Genomic DNA, 16,771 nt, shown 5'->3' on the forward strand with positions numbered 1-16,771 from the left:
TTTTTTGTTTTGGGCAAAGTCCGGAATAAAAATTACATTGTCGTACGCGACTACAAGATTGCAACTACTACCGTAAGTGGCAATATTAAGGATGCTACACAACAAGTCAGTTATTTAGACGGTCTTGGTCGCAACTGGCAGCAAGTTTCGGCTCATTCAAGCCCGGAGATTTCTGGCACAATTCCTTCGGATATTATTAGCAGCTATACTGAATACGATGGGGCCGGAAGAATATCAAGGGTTTACGGATCCTATCCGATGCAAGGGAACGGCATCGCTCAGGTTAACGCCGGGGCTAGCTCCGTTAGCTATTATAATAATTCAACCCATTTTTGTCTTCCGAATAGTCGCGGCTATACTTTAACAGAATACGAGGAAAAGCAAACGGCGTAACCTGGGATAATCTCATTTATAGCTATGATAATTGTAACCAACTATCAAAAGTAACAGACAGCGGAAGTGCAAGCGATGGTTTTAAAAACGGGTCATCCGGAGACGCGAACGACTTTTCGTATGATGGAAACGGAAACATAATTCAGGACAGTAACCGTGGTATTGGCAATGGGAATTTGAGATACAATGTGTTAAATCTCGTAAGGGAAATTGTTATTAATCATGTTACGCTTCAGTATCATTATGATGCAGCCGGTTCCAAATTGAGAATGAGTAACTCGAACGGGGCAGTCAACACCAAATATGCGGGATCATTTGAATACGACCAGAGTAATTACCTAACCCGAATAGCCACGGAAGAAGGGCAAATATCTATAACTAGCAATGGGAATGAATACGTTTTTGAATATTACCTGAAAGATCATCTTGGAAATGTGCGCATGGTAATGAGTGAAGCGGGAGCAAAGGTACAGGAGACGGAATACTTTCCCTTTGGGTTGGCGATACCCAAGACAGCAGGGATGAATAAGTATCTTTATAACGGGAAGGAAAAGCAGCCGGAGACTAACTGGCTCGACTATGGCGCAAGGATGTATGATCCTGCCATAGCAAGGTGGACGGTTGTCGATAGATTCTCTGAAAAGTTTATCAATACATCACCTTATAACTACGTATTAAACAATCCTATTTCGAACATCGACATAAACGGCGATACCACATATAGGTTCGATGGTACTTCTGGCGCTTATTTGGGGATGTTTGACGTAGACGTGGCAGGTCAAGTGGGGTCTTATGGTTCCAACGATAAGCAAGGCGAATGGGAGGGCCAAAACTTTAATTTTGCCGACCCGGTTGATGATTCTCAGGATATTAGAAATGGGACTATTACAAATATCACTTTTGTAAGTGAAGTAGACATTCAAGCAATGATGAGCGAACAAGGAGCTTTTGAATCTGGGAAAACGAATTTTGCATGGGAAAGCCAGGGTGGAGGAGACTTTGATTATTCGAATACAATACTTATCAAAAATTATCCTGGTGCAAATTATAATGGTGCTTCATCTAATACCCTGTTTCTTCCCAAAGGGGAAAGCACCGCTCACAATTTCATGAATTTCGGAAACTACCTATGGGGTGCAACCGGGTATGCTGTAGGTTTTGGCTACGGAGAATTACAAGTTGGAGCCCATGCAAATAGTTTGTTAAATCCGGGACGAAATGGTTATCCGTCACAATGGGATTCAAAAGATGATCAGCGTTCGATAGTAAAAGGGATATATCGTGCTCAATTAAACGGTTATAGAAATCTAAGAAAATGAGAACAAGATCTATATTTTTAATGTTATGTGGGATTTCTTTCTGTGGATGTGCACTTGAGGAAAGTCTTAAAGAAAAATTTGACGACTTAAAGACTATTGACTACTCCGAATTTAGGGACATGAGTATAGTAAACCGAAAAGGTATTTATCTAGTCACTTATCATGGGACAATGCACAGAGTAAAGACGAGTCTTTTTGCTAACAAGATATCCTCGGTTGAACTTGCTTCTGGAAAGAACAAAAAGGTACTATGGACAAAGGAAGATACGGCTCATGTTGCAGGTGCATTGAAATCTTTTGACGAGATAGGAATACTAGCATTATCCGTTGATAAAAATGGGAATGTCGACCTTACGCTCCCGTGGTATGATAGATGTACGTACTATTTTCTTAAGTTGTTGCCTAACAATACGCTGGAGGATATTAAGAAGCAATATTATCAAAGATATGAAGCTAATTGGTATCTCGATAAAAAATGCTCGGAAAGATAAGATAGCGGTCTTCCTACGCCGTCCCAATGTAGGTTTATCTAAGCGTCGACTCCCCGTACAGTGCTCTCACGTCTCGTAACGTTGCTGGTTTGCGAGAAAAGGATGTGTTTCTGAGGAAATTTTAAGAAGGTAGTGTTTGAAAGAATTGACAAGCTAGAAATTCATAATAGGTTCTTAGAAATGGACCGCAAAGTTAGGAAGAATAAGGCTATTTGTGCTCTGTTGATGTTCATATTGTCTTTTTTTTTCTATTATCCATCGTTTTGAGTATATTCTTCGAAGGATATTACCTATGACCAGTATTTACTCATCCGATATAGGCAAAGGCCATTTTTTATGCATTAAACTGACGTAATGGGTCATCCAGTAACCTAAAATTAGTAATTGTAAATACATTCAATGGTGCTCAAATGAAAAAACATTTGCTTGCCTATTTCCTTTTGCTCTCAATACTTGCGCTTCCAGGTCTAGCTTTTAGCCAGATTGTAGGGCGTGCCATTAGGATTGTCAGTCCAGCTGAGGAAAATAGAAATAATCTCAGTAAAGGATTGTCAAACATTCAGGTAAAGGCTTACGGAATATCAAAAACCGGCAAACTGGAGATCATCGCCCAGACTCAAACCGATACCCAGGGCAACTACTTTTTAAATGTTACGCTTCAGTATCATTATGATGCAGCCGGTTCCAAATTGAGAATGAGTAACTCGAACGGGGCAGTCAACACCAAATATGCGGGATCATTTGAATACGACCAGAGTAATTACCTAATCCGAATAGCCACGGAAGAAGGGCAAATATCTATAACTAGCAATGGTAATGAATACGCTTTTGAATATCACCTGAAAGATCATCTTGGAAATGTGCGCATGGTAATGAATGAAGCGGGAGCAAAGGTGCAGGAGACGGAATACTTTCCCTTTGGGTTGGCGATACCCAAGACAGCAGGGATGAATAAGCATCTTTTATAACGGGAAGGAAAAGCAGCCGGAGACCGATTGGCTCGATTATGGGGCGAGGATGTATGATCCGACCATTGGAAGGTGGATGGCTGTCGATCCAATGAGTGAGTACTATGAAAGTTGGAGTCTATTCAACTACGTATTCAACAATCCGACCAATTGGACAGATCCTGATGGCCGGTGCCCCACTTGCAAAGGAGGAGATGATGTTTATGCGCCAGGGGCTGTTGTTGAGAATCAATATGGGAGTTGGGTTTATAAAGGAGAGGGGCAATGGGATACAAAGTGGCTTGCGCCGCCCACTGGCCCCAATGGTCAAACATTGGCATCTGGCGCAGTCTCTCCTGTACAAGTTGAATTTGCAATCCTGGCACCTGCTTCGCTACCATTTAAAACTGGCTCGAAGGTTTTAAATTTCGGCTTGGAGGCCTTGAATCCGGTCAGTGGATTTGGCTTGGCAAAGGGCGGACGAACCTTGCTGCAAAGTGCTGGTGAACACTCTTTAAAAGTACTTGGCGAGCGGTCACTTGCAAATACTCTAAGCAAGGTTCGTTTTACGAGTAAAGCAGTAGAAAAAGTGGTAGAGCATTTAGGTAGGTTTGGGCCGGATGCCGCAAATGCCAAGATGGTAGAAAGGTTGAGAGCAATTGCAGGGGGACCAACGCAAGCAACCGATGCGGATAGGAAGTTTTATACTTACGAGCTACGAGAAATGGTAAGAATGCGGGTTACCGGTGCTGCAAACGGTTCAGTCAATGGAAATGGATTTAACTCCGCTGCATATGACGCTGCACATGGATCTACACTACGAGAATATTAGGGGATATGAGAACTTATTATATCATCCAAATGCAATTGAGGCAGCAGTAGCGGCGGGTGGTTCGTTTCACTGAAATTCAAATTGATATATGGATATAGATAGAATTTTGCCGCTAGTGCTGGCAAAAAAGAATAGGGTGAGTTATCGCACTCTAAGATTTTGGATGGATAAGAATTATTGGGATTATATGATTGAGGATCAGGGCGAACGATTTAGGCAGACGATAGACAGACTTGTCGATGAACAATATTTAGGTTATACCGAATTTGTGGAGCCAGATGCCCCAAATTGGTGGGGGTATTATGTTACCGATTTGGGAATAGCGTATCTTAAAGACCATAATCTACATGAGTAAGTAGAAATACCCGATTGGAACGAGAATGGCATCGATACAAATCCTTTATGAGATGCTAAGCCATATAGGTTTATCTAAGCGTCGACTCCACCCGTAAAGTGCTCAAGCAGCTTGCAAACGCGTTTCGATTGTAAAAGGGAGGCTTACTTACTCATCCGATATAGGCAAAGGCCATTTTTTACGCATTAAACTGACGTAAAGGGCCATCCAGTAACCTCAAATTAGTAATTGTAAATACATTCAATGGTGCTCAAATGAAAAAACATTTGCTTGCCTATTTCCTTTTGCTCTCAATACTTGCGCTTCCAGGTCTAGCTTTTAGCCAGATTGTAGGGCGTGCCATTAGGATTGTCAATGCGGAGGGTTTAACAGGACTATCCGGACTGGCAGATTACGCTTACCAGGAAAAATTAGTGCCTATGACAAAAATGGAAACATTAAATTATTGGAACGAAAAGCAAACGGTGTAAACTGGGATAATCTCATTTATAGCTACGATAATGGTAACCAACTATCAAAAGTAATAGACAGCAAAAGTGCGAGCGATGGTTTTAAAACGATTCATTCGGAGACGCGAATGACTTTTCGTATGATGGAAGCGGAAACATAGTTCAGGACAGTAACCGTGGTATTGGCAATGGGAATTTGAGATACAATGTGTTAAATCTCGTAAGGGAAATTGTTATTAATCATGTTACGCTTCAGTATCATTATGATGCAGCCGGTTCCAAATTGAGAATGAGTAACTCGAACGGGGCAGTCAACACCAAATATGCGGGATCATTTGAATACGACCAGAGTAATTACCTAACCCGAATAGCCACGGAAGAAGGGCAAATATCTATAACTAGCAATGGTAATGAATACGTTTTTGAATATTACCTGAAAGATCATCTTGGAAATGTGCGCATGGTAATGAATGAAGCGGGAGCAAAGGTACAGGAGACGGAATACTTTCCCTTTGGGTTGGCGATACCCAAGACAGCAGGGATGAATAAGTATCTTTATAACGGGAAGGAAAAGCAGCCGGAGACTAACTGGCTCGACTATGGCGCAAGGATGTATGATCCGACCATTGGAAGGTGGGGAGTAGTGGATCCGCTTGCAACGAAGAACCATAAGGTGTCGGGCTATTCATATGTGCTTAACAATCCAATGCTATACAGCGATCCCTTGGGGTTGGATACGCTGTCAGCCAACGCTGCCAGTTTGGCCTCGGTAAAAAAAGGAGATGTAGTTGTATATACAGATCCTAACACAGGAGCAAAGACTTCTGAGACACAAAGTGCTGGCGAAGCAACGGTCAAAGGACAGCGTGGCAGCAGTCAGCCGGCATCTATGACGTTGATATTTCCAGAAACGTTTGGGCCAACTTTCCGGCCTGGTCCGACGCCTGTATCGATCCCTCGGGCTGCGCCGTTGCTAATTCCGGTGGCTTACGATGCGCTTGATAAATTTTTAAAAAGCCCGTCGGCCATAGAAGACATTGCCCAGTTTTTGGAGAGAATCGGGGTGGATAGCGAGATTTTAAGAGGGCCGGTTTATCGAGATGCCAAAGAGTCAAAAAAATCGGGAAAGGAAAGGGGCAGCGACATTCCTGAATGGGCTGCAGGTAGTAGGCCAACGGCAGGGGAAAAACCAACATCTTTTGCTAAACGGCTTCTTGATGAAAAATATGGAGTAGGAAAATGGAAAGAAGGGCCTAATACAGAATATAACAAGTTGAAAAAGTATGCAGAACGTAATAGAAGATAATTCGCAAGATGGCAAGAGTTTCTGGATCATTGGTTGGAAATTGGCATTGTGCAACTCAGAGCCGGATTTTTACATGATATTCCTTCCGGGCGAGCAGGATACACCCCTTGTGAGGAAAGGGCAAATAGTGCTGTTTAGTAAGGAAGGTTTAAAGAAATTCGTGGATGGACAAGCGGCAGAATATGATGATTTTCAAAATTTGATTGATTTGGTTTGTGACATTGGTTTGGCTTTGGAAAAAATTACTAGGCGGAAAGTCGATAGAGAAGCAACAATTTTGAATGTTCTTAATTTTTTACTGGATGCGGCTCAAGTGTTGCCAGTGAAAATTCCTCAAAAATCGAAGAGAATTGTTTATAAGTTTGCAGACTATCTCACTTTCAATACAAATATTGATTCTTTCTTCAAGAATGACCAAAGCAGACACGATGTTCTTGCGGCCGTTTATACGCTTTTGGGACTAGTTATTGCAAATTCATCTGTTTCTCAAGAGGTATAGAACCACCGCTTGAAATCCACCATAGGTTCTTAGAAATGGACCGCAAAGTTAGGAGGAAGAAGGCTATAACAAGATTCCAAATGACGTCAAAAGAAATAAAGCCTATCAGTTGTCAAAAAAATATTGATAAGATTCCGTAAAATATATCAATGAATAAAGGGGTTCACTACAGGTGCCAGTAAATTGGCCGGTAAATTGAGCCCGTATGGAACAATTTTGACGGCTGGTTTACTGGCAACGAATTTTCAACTGACACATGGGACGCCAATACTATTATAAATGCTGGTCTAATTGTTGCAGGGGCAGCGGCAGTCACATTTGGAGCACCAGTGGTTGTAACGGGGATTGCGATTTATGGTATCGCAGACTATACTTTCGACATAGGTGATGCCCTAGATAAAACATTGGCAGGAAATCGGATTTTTGGAAGCCATAATTATTATTAGATGAACGAACAGGTAATATTGAACTACTACAGTCTCTCTGCATGGCTAACTGGGGCAAAAAAACAGCAACTATATAAAAACGGTACAATATTTATGCTGGGTAGTTTTCTGTTTTTTGTGGAAATATCTGTTATTGTCATAATTATATCCTACTTACCATTTAAAGTTGATGGGTACTTTTTAGCCATAGTGATTTTATTTTCAGGCCACTATATATTTTATGGTAATTTTAAGAGGGCGGTGTTTGAAAGAATTGACAAACTGGAAATCCACCATAGATTCTTAGAAATGGACCGCAAAGTTAGGAAGAAGAAGGCTATTTGTGCTCTGTTGATGTTTATATTGTCTTTTTTTTTATTACCAATCGTTTTGAATATATTCTTCGAAGGATATTACCTATGACCAGTATTTACTCATCCGATATAGGTAAAGGCCATTTTTTATGCATTAAACTGATATAAAGGACCATCCAGTAACCTCAAATTAGTAATTGTAAATACATTCAATGGTGCTCAAATGAAAAAACATTTGCTTGCCTATTTCCTTTTGCTCTCAATACTTGCGCTTCCAGGTCTAGCTTTTAGCCAGATTGTAGGGCGTGCCATTAGGATTGTCAGTCCAGCTGAGGAAAATAGAAATAATCTCATTAAAGGATTGTCAAACATTCAGGTAAAGGCTTACGGAATATCAAAAACCGGCAAACTGGAGATCATCGCCCAGACTCAAACCGATACCCAGGGCAACTACTTCTTAAATGTTCGCGAAGGAGAATCCGTAAAACTGGTTTTTGAGGAAGGATCAAACAAATTCCAGAGTAATCGTTTCACGCCACAGATACGCTTTGTAAAAAGCCCGGCAACGGATATTAACTGGGAAGTTTATCAACCTGCCTATTATGTTTCAGGCAATCCCTATCTGGTTGCCCCGGTTTAGATACGCGATCAACCGCCGCATCTTTGTAGCTAAGCTTTTCACTCTTGGGGCTCTTTGGAGCCGACAAGGGAAATGACCAGAAAGCCCAACCTAAAAAAAAATTGATTTCAGAAAATGGCTGAATAAACCGGTGCTGGCAATGTTAGCCATTATCCGGTCCGAAAAAGCACTCAGCGGGTGGCTGAAGGAGGTTACATTAGAGAACATGCCAGACACCGAAGTTATATTGCCTGCATACGAGCTACCGATTGGCTCGCTGAAAAGATAACTATTTGAGAACATCTCGCGCATACTGGTAACATGACTGACATCCCAGTTTTAATATTAGGCGTAATTCGATTGCCTAATTCAATAGCCGGATAATAAATTGCCGGTTAATAATACCTTGTTTTTATTTAATGGTTTGTTTGTTATGTATTAATAATCAGTTAGTTGTAATTTGATTTCGATTAAATGCCCCGCCTCAAAGCAGGGCATTTTTCGTTTTTGTCGATCTGCTCAATAATACTGCCAATCACTCAACATCCGGATAAGCGGCTCCCCTTCGCGTATAATTTTGTCGTGTCGGGAGAGGTAGCCAGCTCCCCGCGACAGATTCCAAATCTATTCAAACCAGTTTTAAAACTTAGTCATGAAAAATCTTTTGAAAAACGTTCGCTTGACGACCATCGCTTCCATATTGATGATCGCACTCATTTCTTCCTGTAAAAAAGATGACGAACCAACGCCTCAGGGAAACCTGATTTTTTACACCAACTACACGCCCGAAAAATACGACCGCATTGATGTGATCGTAGATGGCAAGGTACTTGGCTCCCTTTCTCAAACCGCTGCGGCACGACCTGAATGCAATGCGCCGGGAAGCGCGTCGGTCGTGAGCCTTACGCTGCCGGTTGGAACTTATACTGTTTCAGGGAAACGTTACAAGGGGGGCGAGCAGGTAGGAAACTGGAAAGCGAGCTCGGCAACCCTCACCGTTGAGGAGTGTAAACGGATCAGACTTGTAGAGTAGATGCGTGAAACGTAGGCGGGATTAAATCGTTGTCAACGAACACAGCTCCACGGTATTGCCGTGGAGCTGTGTTCGTTTTCGGGCCAGCCGGTCGCCTGCTGATCTCGGGATTTTACGATTGGTCGAATAATTGCCTAAAAAATATCTACAATAAGTAGTAATTTTACTACAAACTAGCTTACTTGCGTAATCTTTAAGCTCCCTTCATGCTAGAATTTCCTCAGGCAATCCGAAACTTATTCTTATGCGTATATGATCTCACAATGGATCGGTGCGATGATTTTTGCATTGATATTGTTATCCCTGGTTTTCGTTTGGATACGATGGCGTTATTTTCGCCTCGATTACGCCAAGCGGGCGCTGGAAAGGCAAGTGGCTGATCTTTCCCGGCAATTGGAATACAGCAATGGCCTCAAACAGAAGATCACTATGATGATTGCCCATGATCTCCAGTCGCCGCTCCATTTCCTGAACCTCCTTTCCGACCATGTAGCGCGGTTTGCTGCCAATAATCAGCTGCCGGAAGTGAAGGCTGGCACCGAGGAGATCAGAAAAGCAACCGGCAATATCCACGCCTTTGTAAAGGAGGTCAATTTATGGGCGCGTTCGCAGCATGAAAATTTTCAGGTGGCAAAATATGCCTTCGAATTCGATGAACTGTTCGCAGAGTTAGAGCAGTTTTTTGCAGAGATGTTGCTAATTAACGGTAACCGGCTTACAGGACAGTACCCCAGGGATATATTCATTCATACCAACCGTGACATTCTGAAGGCGATCCTGCGTAATCTCATCGACAATGCCAACAAGCATACTAACCAGGGGAAAATCACCGTGGCGATTGAGCACGACCGGAAAGGGAGCCCAATACTGGTCGTTTCGGATACAGGCTCCGGCATGTTACCTGCCGACTTACTTCGAATCACGCGGCGGATCAATAATCCCACTGCCGATATCCCGGTAGAATCCAATAGCCGGCTTGGATATCAGATCATCATCGACTTTGCTTATGCGCTCGACTACACCCTCTCGGTTTCAAGTACAAGAGGTAAGGGAACATCTGTCGTTATTTCAGGACTGATATGCAAAGGTCCCATCCAGTCGCGACTCCATTCATCCAATATTGTAGGCATCTGCCAGCCTGATTAGCTCCGTTTTGGTTTCAATGTTCAATTTCTGGAATATCCTGCGTTTGAATGTGTTGACCGAGGTATATTGAACCTGAAGGATCTCGCTGATCTGCGTTACGGTATAATCTTTGACCAGATACATCGCAACCTGGAATTCTCTGGGCGCCAGTTCGTCAAATGGGTTTGCCGCTTTTCCCTGAAGTGTTTCATTGATGAGGATATCGGCGAGGTTGGGGCTCGTATATTTTTTCCCCGCCGTGATCATCTTCACGGCTCTCGCCAGTTCATCAGGAGGAGAATCTTTTTCCAGGTAGCCGTGGGCACCCTGTTGCAATGCACGCTTTCCAAAAATGCGCTCGTCATTCATCGACACGACCAGGATCTTTACTTGCGGATGAAACTCGCGAATCCATTGCAACAGCAGGGGAGAATCCGTTTCCGGCATGTTAAGATCCAGCAGCAGGACATCATATTGGTCGCTTTCAAGCCGCGCCTTCACTGAATCTCCATCCCAGCTTTCCTCAATCAGGCTATCTTTAAAGTAGTTGTGAAGTGCCAATTTCAGGCCGTAGCGTACCAGAGAGTGGTCGTCGGCTATTAGTATTTTTAGCATAATAGTACGTTGAGAAGCAAAACTGCCGCAATATTGGCACATTTGGAACGCTTCTGCAAATTCTGACACTCCGAAACGGTTACATCCTGATCCAGGCAGGGCGCTTACCTGTAAACGACCACAGCAAAAGCACAAATTGCGGTTGTCCGGCAGGGAATTGCAATGTTCAAAAATGAACAGGTTGTCTTGTGATATTCACGGTTTATTTTATTGATTTTTAATTAGTTATGCTCTGATTGTTCTGCTGGCTCACTATTTGTACGATAAAATATAAACAAATAGGGAGTGGCAATCCGTATAGGTCCGGAAGTCGGTGAGAAATACATGCTGAAATTGGAAATTGCTGCGCCAGGTACTATTGCAAAAAGAAAATTATGAAAGACCAACGAAACAACGGACCGTTGGATAATCCGGGACCGCCCCGCTGGGCGCGGCTGCTGCTGCGATGGCTGCACCCGGAAAATACCCTCGAAGAGGTGGAGGGTGATCTCCACGAGCTTTACGATTACTGGTATAACCGAAGTGGACGCTATCAGGCAACGGTCCGCTATATCCTGAATGTTTTCTCCGTGCTTCCGCCACTTGTATTGCGCCCGCGCCGGGCCGAGTCATTTTCACAACCTTCTTTCCTGCATGTCATGATGATCCGTAATTATTTCAAAGTTGCCTGGCGCAATCTTGCTAAAAACAAGACTTATTCTTTCATCAACATTACCGGTCTTGCCACCGGAATGGCGGTAGCAATGCTGATAGGCTTGTGGCTCCACGACGAGCTTGCATTCAATAAGTCGTTCCGAAACTATGACCGGATCGTGCAGGTCATGCAGACCCAGAATCTGGGCGGCGCGCTTTCCACGCAGACACAAGTGCCTGCGCCATTGGGCCGCGAGTTGCGGCTCACCTACGGGAGCCATTTCAAGTACCTCGTCTCATCTACTGTGGCCGAAAGCCATGTTCTTGCTTACCGGGATAAGAAGTTCAATGAGAAAGGCCGGTTTATCGAACCGCAGGCTCCGGATATGCTCACACTCGATATGGTTCGCGGAACGCGTGCAGGACTCTCGGACCCTGCGTCGGTACTGCTGTCGGAGTCAGCGGCGCATATTCTGTTCGGAACGGAAGATCCGGTTAATCAGGTAGTAACCCTTGATAATCATATGGCGGTCAGGGTGACGGGTGTATACCGCGACCTGCCCCGCAATTCAGCTTTTGCGAGTACCGGTTTTATGGCGCCCTGGGAGCTTTTTGTAACGGAAGTAAGCTATGGAAAGAAAAACAGGGACGAATGGAACAACAACTTCGTGGAGGTTTTCGCGCAAATCGCCGACCAGGCCACTGTTGAGGCTGTCTCTGCCGTTATCCGAAACGTGCGGCTGGATAAATTGAGCGGCGAGGCGCGCCATGTGCACCCGGCCGTTTTTCTGGATCCAATGAGCCGCTGGCACTTGTATTCCGAATGGAAAGATGGATTTAATACCGGCGGCCGCATTCAGTATGTGTGGCTCTTTGGTATTGTTGGCGCATTCGTTTTGTTCCTGGCCTGTATCAATTTTATGAACCTCAGTACAGCCCGGGCTGAAAAGCGGGCGCGGGAGGTGGGCGTCAGAAAGGCGGTAGGGTCGCTGCGCGGACAGCTGATCGGTCAGTTTTTTAGTGAATCTTCGCTGGTTGTCTTCCTGGCATTCGTCATTGCGATCGGATTGGTGCAGATAGCCTTGCCGTTCTTCAACGAAGTGGCGGATAAGAACATCGTCATTCTGTGGATGAATCCATGGTTCTGGCTGATTGCCGTCACTTTCTGTCTGGTTACAGGTTTGCTGGCGGGCAGCTATCCCGCATTATACCTCTCATCCTTTAAAGCGGTGCATGTGCTGAAAGGGACTTTTCGGTCGGGGCGCCTTGGATACATCCCGCGTCAGGTACTCGTCGTCGTGCAATTCACGGTATCGGTTACCCTGATCATCGGCACGGCGATCGTGTTCAGGCAGATACAGTTTACCAAGGAACGTCCGGTAGGCTATGATCGGAGCGGCCTTGTGATGGTGGATATGCCGACGCTGGACATTCATAACCATTTTGAATCGTTCCGTAACGAATTGCTGGAAACCAATGCGATCGTGGAAGTTACCAAAACGACGACGCCATTGACCGAAAAGCGGCAGAATGAAACCGGTTTTACCTGGCGCGGGAAGGATGTAAACCGTGACAGGCCGTTTGTCACATTCGGGGTCACACATGAGTTCGGGAAAACGGTGGGGTGGCAGATCACCCGCGGCAGGGATTTTTCCCGCGTACACTCGACCGACGCGCTGGCGGTGATCCTCAATGAGGAGGCAGTCCGGTTTATGGGACTGAAAAATCCGGTGGGGGAAACGATCAAATGGGGCGATCAGCCTTTGCACGTGATCGGCGTGGTGAAAGGAATGGTGATGGAATCGCCCTACGAGCCTGTGCAGCATGCGATTTATTACATTGCGCCCTGGCCTGCCTATGTACTGACGATGCGTCTCCGCCCGGGTGCTGGCGTGACGGACGCATTGGATAAAGTGGAAAAAGTATTTAAAAAATATGCTCCGGCAGTTCCGTTCGACTATCGTTTTCTGGATCAGGAGTATGACGCCAAGTTTCGCGCGGAGGAGCGGATCGGGCAGCTCGCAGGCTTCTTTACCGTGCTGGCGACGTTCATATCCTGCCTGGGATTATTCGGGCTTGCGTCGTTTGTTGCCGCCCAGCGGACGCGGGAAATTGGGGTCAGAAAGGTGATGGGGGCTTCTGTCTGGAACGTTTGGACCCTGCTGTCCCGGGATTTCATATTGCTGGTACTGGTGGCGCTCGTCATTGCGTCGCCGGTTGCTCACTATGTGCTGTCGGGATGGCTGCAACGGTACGAATACCGAACAGGTCTGCCTTGGTCGGTATTCATATGGTCAGGTGCAGGTGCACTGGCAATTACGATGCTAACGGTCAGTTTCCAGAGTCTGAAAGCAGCGATGATGGATCCGGTGAAAAGTCTCCGGGCGGATTAGGTAATGCCCGGAGCTTTCACCCTTGTTCAGAACAATACCCCTGAGTAGCTTTTCATCTTTTCCGGCACTTCGGGGTCGTCCAGCATTTCTTTCAGGTCGATTTCTATATTTCGGATGATGGTGCCCACGGGCGTATCATTGAGCAGGCCTTCAAACGGGTTTTCGCTGATGTCGCCAACATATTCCATGAACATAAAAACCCAGGAAACGATCATGTTGAACGGGATCAGGAGAAACATGAACTTTTCCCCGAGATCTACAAACTGAGGTAGCAGTCCGAATGGCAGCAGCGTCATGAAAACGAAAATGAACAGGGTAGAGGTGGTGGCGTATTGCCGGGGAAATGGCGTGTTTTTGATCCGTTCGCTCTTTCCCTGCTCGTCATAAAGCTTGGAGATCAGGTCCTGAATAGCGACATGCTGAAACGGATCCAGAGAACCCGCACGCCGGAGATCCCGTATGTGCTGGGACTGCAGATCGAGTATCTGCGTGGCTAAATTCTTCTTCCCGCGGATAGCCGCCAGGTCATTTTCGGAAAGGTGTCTGGCTATTTCGACGTCACAGGGCGTTTGAGAGCCCGTCAGTGCTTTTCGTTGCCGTTCGCTGGCGCGGTCCGTATGTTCCCAGTTGGTCCGCTGGGCCATCGCATTTTTCAAAGCATACAGCCAGGCGATATGCCGGTAGATGATCACCTTATTTTCAATCGCGGCCGATACGCGGTCCGAATCGGGCGAACAAGTGGTGAAAGACCTTACAGAGGCACTGAAAGACCGGCTGTGATTGGTAATGGCCCCCCATACTTTCCTCGCCTCCCAGCTCCGGTCGTAGGATTGGTTGTTCTTGAAACCCACAAAAAAGGCAGTGGCAGTACCGACAAGCGAAACAGGCAGCCAGGGAATCGCAACCCATTTCCATTCAAGGTATTCGTATACGAAAATGGCGAGAGATCCGGTGACAAGGGAAAACAGGACCATTCGCCAGGAATAATAGTAGACGATGACCGGTGACAGGTAGCGGTTAATGTACATAGGCGCGATTGAGTATTTGGAGTGAATAATTTTCTGCTCCTAAAATGCAAACAAATCGCTTCTCAGGCAATGCTTCTCACGACTCTGCCACTTCTTTCAATGAATGCAGTGCAGTATTCCAGTAAAATTGCAGGTGTTTGAATATTTCAAATGTCAGGAAGTCGCGGATGGTCAGGATTAAATGCGTACGGTTATCATGCGCAAGCAGTTCGAAATGAAGGACCGAATAATTTCCGGGAATGTCCGGTACCAGCGACAAGGTGCTCCAATGCGTGTATTCCAGGTTCCGGAAAGGTTCGAACCGGAGTATTTTTCCCCTGTTTTCAAAGGGAAGCCCGTACAGATCGCCGCGAATGAGGACATCGCCTGCTTCGCGCCATTCGGTCAGGAATTCGAGCGGGGTATCGAGCATCCATTGCTGAATGAGGTGCGGGATGGTGAGCGTAGCCCAGATACGGGCTGCGGGCGCATTGATATGGATTTCCTGGCGGACTATCGGCTCTTCTGACATTCGACAATGTTTTTACCGGACAAAGCAGGAGAACAACTGGTGAACATTCTGAATTCCCTTTGGTGATCTTACCTGCCATGAAATAATGAATGTACTTTTAATAACCCGGACCGACCATTGGAATATTTGTTTTCAGGATAGCTTTTTCAGTCTGCAACTTGAACTTCCTCAAAACCAAAAAATGGAGTTCAAAACAAATTGGCTTTTGTCCTACGGGCTGCTGTGTGGAATGGCGACCATCTTTTTTTCATCATGATTGGTCGAAATGCTGTCAATATTCCGATTGGTGATGATTTTTATTGTGCGCTGTTGTTCGTTCAGCAATTCCAGGACAACCCTGATTACCTGGAGAAGTTCAATCTGCTTTTCGGGCAGTGGGTGGAGCACCGGATTCTGTATTCAAGGTTGGTTGCTTTGGTTTCTTACTGGTTGACTGGTCAGGTCAATTTTCTCGTCATGATCTGGATTGGAAACCTAAAGCTGGTTGGCATCATACTTTTCTTTACGCAGTGCTTCCGTCGTCTGGATTTACAGGGGTATTTTCTGTTGCCGGTTTTACTGACGATGTTTACTCCTGCTATGTATGAGGGTAATTTATGGGCAGGCGCCAGTACTGTTTACATGCCCGTATGCTTAATGGGCTGTATCGCAGTTAATCTGCTGGTTAAGGGGACCAGGCCTGCCTTTCTTGGCGCAACAGCAATTGCAATACAGGCAACATTTTCATTTGGCAATGGGATGTTGTTGTTTATATCGGGTGCGATAGTGCTGCTGATTTTGCGGCGAAGCCGCCTGACGCTGATCTGGATTGTCACGGGAATGATAACGGTCATAGTGTACTTTACCAACTTCCGCGCGCACAGCGCGACCGACGCATTCAGTGTTGTTTCACATTTCCGGCACCCGCCATATTTCTGTTATAATTTTTTGGCATTTGTCGGCGGAATCTTTGACTACACAGACAACACGAATTGTCCCGTTGATATTTCAAATGTTTTCGGCATTGGACTGGGCCTCTTTGAGGTCGTCACGCTCTGTTACATTTCAGTTCTGCTGCTTATGCGCACACTTCCAGGCTGGGATGGTGATCAAAAGCGGAAAGAGGCAGTTGCGTGGCTGGGAATCAACTCATTTCTGTTTGTAACGGCCTTGGCAATCGCTTATTCGAGAACTTCCAATGATGTGCTTACTACGCTATCCAGCAGGTACAAGATCTATTCAATGTTATTTTTAGTGATGATCTACTGGGGCGTCCTGCTTTACTTTGGTAGAAAGCGGATAGTCGGATTTGCTTTCTCTTGCCTCTGCTTCTCCCTGTTAATATTTAATTTTTATGTCTACTATGGCAAAATGGTTGCATTCAAATCATCATATCTGGCGGGTCTGTATAATTATCATCGAAATCATAAGTGGCTATCTATCGCAATACATCCTATTTTGAACGATCGGCCCAAGCTGTGAGCGATTTCGTGCAGAGGCAGTTG

18 protein-coding genes and 1 pseudogene are annotated in these 16,771 nt (G+C 45.3%); 15 read left to right on the forward strand and 4 right to left on the reverse strand.

Annotated elements, in window-relative coordinates; all coding sequences use genetic code 11:
* The first annotated feature begins 9 nt into the window (after nucleotides 1–9).
* From BP71_RS03695 to BP71_RS03745, 11 genes are all read left to right on the forward strand, one after another.
* Nucleotides 10–393: a DUF6443 domain-containing protein gene (locus BP71_RS03695; RefSeq protein WP_496376732.1), complete on the forward strand. Its 384-nt coding sequence runs from the start codon at nucleotides 10–12 to the stop codon at nucleotides 391–393.
* 269 nt (nucleotides 394–662) lie between these two features.
* A complete protein-coding gene (locus tag BP71_RS03700) occupies nucleotides 663–1,712 on the forward strand; it encodes an RHS repeat domain-containing protein (RefSeq protein WP_496376734.1) in 1,050 nt (349 codons plus the stop codon).
* Nucleotides 1,709–2,203, forward strand: coding sequence for a hypothetical protein (locus BP71_RS03705; RefSeq protein ID WP_496376736.1), 495 nt, complete (start codon nucleotides 1,709–1,711; stop codon nucleotides 2,201–2,203). The genes BP71_RS03700 and BP71_RS03705 overlap by 4 nt, the downstream gene beginning before the upstream one ends.
* A gap of 410 nt (nucleotides 2,204–2,613) precedes the next feature.
* Nucleotides 2,614–3,171 carry an RHS repeat domain-containing protein gene (locus tag BP71_RS03710; protein ID WP_496376738.1) on the forward strand — a complete coding sequence of 186 codons (558 nt, stop codon included), beginning with the start codon at nucleotides 2,614–2,616 and terminating at the stop codon, nucleotides 3,169–3,171.
* 49 nt (nucleotides 3,172–3,220) lie between these two features.
* A complete protein-coding gene (locus BP71_RS03715; protein ID WP_496376740.1) occupies nucleotides 3,221–3,982 on the forward strand; it encodes an RHS repeat protein in 762 nt (253 codons plus the stop codon).
* An 88-nt stretch (nucleotides 3,983–4,070) separates the two neighbouring features.
* Entirely contained in the window at nucleotides 4,071–4,337 is a 267-nt protein-coding gene (locus BP71_RS03720) for a hypothetical protein (protein ID WP_496376742.1), read from the forward strand.
* Between the two features lie 254 nt (nucleotides 4,338–4,591).
* The gene (locus tag BP71_RS03725) at nucleotides 4,592–4,807 is read left to right on the forward strand and encodes a hypothetical protein (protein ID WP_496376744.1); all 216 of its coding nucleotides are present in this window, start codon (nucleotides 4,592–4,594) and stop codon (nucleotides 4,805–4,807) included.
* A gap of 268 nt (nucleotides 4,808–5,075) precedes the next feature.
* Entirely contained in the window at nucleotides 5,076–6,092 is a 1,017-nt protein-coding gene (locus tag BP71_RS03730) for an RHS repeat domain-containing protein (RefSeq protein WP_496376746.1), read from the forward strand.
* Complete coding sequence (locus BP71_RS03735; RefSeq protein ID WP_496376748.1) at nucleotides 6,070–6,591, forward strand: hypothetical protein; 522 nt, start codon at nucleotides 6,070–6,072, stop codon at nucleotides 6,589–6,591. Before BP71_RS03730 ends, BP71_RS03735 begins: the two co-directional genes overlap by 23 nt.
* 446 nt (nucleotides 6,592–7,037) lie before the next feature.
* Complete coding sequence (locus BP71_RS03740; protein ID WP_496376750.1) at nucleotides 7,038–7,439, forward strand: hypothetical protein; 402 nt, start codon at nucleotides 7,038–7,040, stop codon at nucleotides 7,437–7,439.
* A 114-nt stretch (nucleotides 7,440–7,553) separates the two neighbouring features.
* Nucleotides 7,554–7,970, forward strand: a complete 417-nt coding sequence (locus BP71_RS03745; RefSeq protein ID WP_496376752.1) for a hypothetical protein — start codon at nucleotides 7,554–7,556, stop codon at nucleotides 7,968–7,970.
* A gap of 90 nt (nucleotides 7,971–8,060) precedes the next feature.
* Here the strand turns inward: BP71_RS03745 and BP71_RS03750 are convergent.
* Nucleotides 8,061–8,276: pseudogene (locus BP71_RS03750) on the reverse strand (BspA family leucine-rich repeat surface protein); the annotation flags it as partial.
* 325 nt (nucleotides 8,277–8,601) lie between these two features.
* Here BP71_RS03750 and BP71_RS03755 point away from each other — a divergent pair.
* Together BP71_RS03755 and BP71_RS03760 are read left to right on the forward strand one after the other, a co-directional pair.
* A complete protein-coding gene (locus BP71_RS03755; RefSeq protein WP_496376754.1) occupies nucleotides 8,602–8,982 on the forward strand; it encodes a hypothetical protein in 381 nt (126 codons plus the stop codon).
* Between the two features lie 252 nt (nucleotides 8,983–9,234).
* Nucleotides 9,235–10,128, forward strand: coding sequence for a sensor histidine kinase (locus BP71_RS03760; protein ID WP_496376756.1), 894 nt, complete (start codon nucleotides 9,235–9,237; stop codon nucleotides 10,126–10,128).
* On the opposite strand, the gene BP71_RS03765 is transcribed toward BP71_RS03760, so the two are convergent.
* Nucleotides 10,093–10,722 (reverse strand): response regulator, encoded by a 630-nt coding sequence (locus tag BP71_RS03765; RefSeq protein WP_496376758.1) that lies wholly within the window; start codon nucleotides 10,720–10,722, stop codon nucleotides 10,093–10,095. The genes BP71_RS03760 and BP71_RS03765 overlap by 36 nt on opposite strands.
* 374 nt (nucleotides 10,723–11,096) lie before the next feature.
* On the opposite strand from BP71_RS03765, the gene BP71_RS03770 reads away from it, so the two are divergent.
* Nucleotides 11,097–13,748 carry an ABC transporter permease gene (locus BP71_RS03770; RefSeq protein ID WP_496376760.1) on the forward strand — a complete coding sequence of 884 codons (2,652 nt, stop codon included), beginning with the start codon at nucleotides 11,097–11,099 and terminating at the stop codon, nucleotides 13,746–13,748.
* Between the two features lie 26 nt (nucleotides 13,749–13,774).
* Here BP71_RS03770 and BP71_RS03775 read toward each other — a convergent pair whose 3' ends face one another.
* Nucleotides 13,775–14,776, reverse strand: a complete 1,002-nt coding sequence (locus BP71_RS03775; RefSeq protein ID WP_496376762.1) for a bestrophin family protein — start codon at nucleotides 14,774–14,776, stop codon at nucleotides 13,775–13,777.
* A 76-nt stretch (nucleotides 14,777–14,852) separates the two neighbouring features.
* Entirely contained in the window at nucleotides 14,853–15,287 is a 435-nt protein-coding gene (locus tag BP71_RS03780; protein WP_496376764.1) for an SRPBCC family protein, read from the reverse strand.
* 222 nt (nucleotides 15,288–15,509) lie between these two features.
* Between BP71_RS03780 and BP71_RS03785 the strand changes: the two genes are divergently transcribed.
* The gene (locus BP71_RS03785; protein WP_496376766.1) at nucleotides 15,510–16,748 is read left to right on the forward strand and encodes a hypothetical protein; all 1,239 of its coding nucleotides are present in this window, start codon (nucleotides 15,510–15,512) and stop codon (nucleotides 16,746–16,748) included.
* Nucleotides 16,749–16,771: the final 23 nt, after the last annotated feature.

The organism is Dyadobacter ginsengisoli DSM 21015 (assembly GCF_059568735.1).

Excerpts from the sequence above, each read along its gene's own strand:
- BP71_RS03710 (WP_496376738.1), top strand. The coding sequence starts at position 2,614 with ATGAAAAAACATTTGCTTGCCTATTTCCTTTTGCTCTCAATACTTGCG.
- BP71_RS03725 (WP_496376744.1), top strand. The coding sequence starts at position 4,592 with ATGAAAAAACATTTGCTTGCCTATTTCCTTTTGCTCTCAATACTTGCG.
- BP71_RS03715 (WP_496376740.1), top strand. The coding sequence starts at position 3,221 with ATGTATGATCCGACCATTGGAAGGTGGATGGCTGTCGATCCAATGAGT.
- BP71_RS03760 (WP_496376756.1), top strand. The coding sequence starts at position 9,235 with ATGATCTCACAATGGATCGGTGCGATGATTTTTGCATTGATATTGTTA.
- BP71_RS03700 (WP_496376734.1), top strand. The coding sequence starts at position 663 with ATGAGTAACTCGAACGGGGCAGTCAACACCAAATATGCGGGATCATTT.
- BP71_RS03730 (WP_496376746.1), top strand. The coding sequence starts at position 5,076 with ATGAGTAACTCGAACGGGGCAGTCAACACCAAATATGCGGGATCATTT.
- BP71_RS03755 (WP_496376754.1), top strand. The coding sequence starts at position 8,602 with ATGAAAAATCTTTTGAAAAACGTTCGCTTGACGACCATCGCTTCCATA.
- BP71_RS03740 (WP_496376750.1), top strand. The coding sequence starts at position 7,038 with ATGAACGAACAGGTAATATTGAACTACTACAGTCTCTCTGCATGGCTA.
- BP71_RS03745 (WP_496376752.1), top strand. The coding sequence starts at position 7,554 with ATGAAAAAACATTTGCTTGCCTATTTCCTTTTGCTCTCAATACTTGCG.
- BP71_RS03775 (WP_496376762.1), bottom strand. The coding sequence starts at position 14,776 with ATGTACATTAACCGCTACCTGTCACCGGTCATCGTCTACTATTATTCC.
- BP71_RS03770 (WP_496376760.1), top strand. The coding sequence starts at position 11,097 with ATGAAAGACCAACGAAACAACGGACCGTTGGATAATCCGGGACCGCCC.
- BP71_RS03765 (WP_496376758.1), bottom strand. The coding sequence starts at position 10,722 with ATGCTAAAAATACTAATAGCCGACGACCACTCTCTGGTACGCTACGGC.
- BP71_RS03705 (WP_496376736.1), top strand. The coding sequence starts at position 1,709 with ATGAGAACAAGATCTATATTTTTAATGTTATGTGGGATTTCTTTCTGT.
- BP71_RS03780 (WP_496376764.1), bottom strand. The coding sequence starts at position 15,287 with ATGTCAGAAGAGCCGATAGTCCGCCAGGAAATCCATATCAATGCGCCC.
- BP71_RS03735 (WP_496376748.1), top strand. The coding sequence starts at position 6,070 with ATGCAGAACGTAATAGAAGATAATTCGCAAGATGGCAAGAGTTTCTGG.
- BP71_RS03720 (WP_496376742.1), top strand. The coding sequence starts at position 4,071 with ATGGATATAGATAGAATTTTGCCGCTAGTGCTGGCAAAAAAGAATAGG.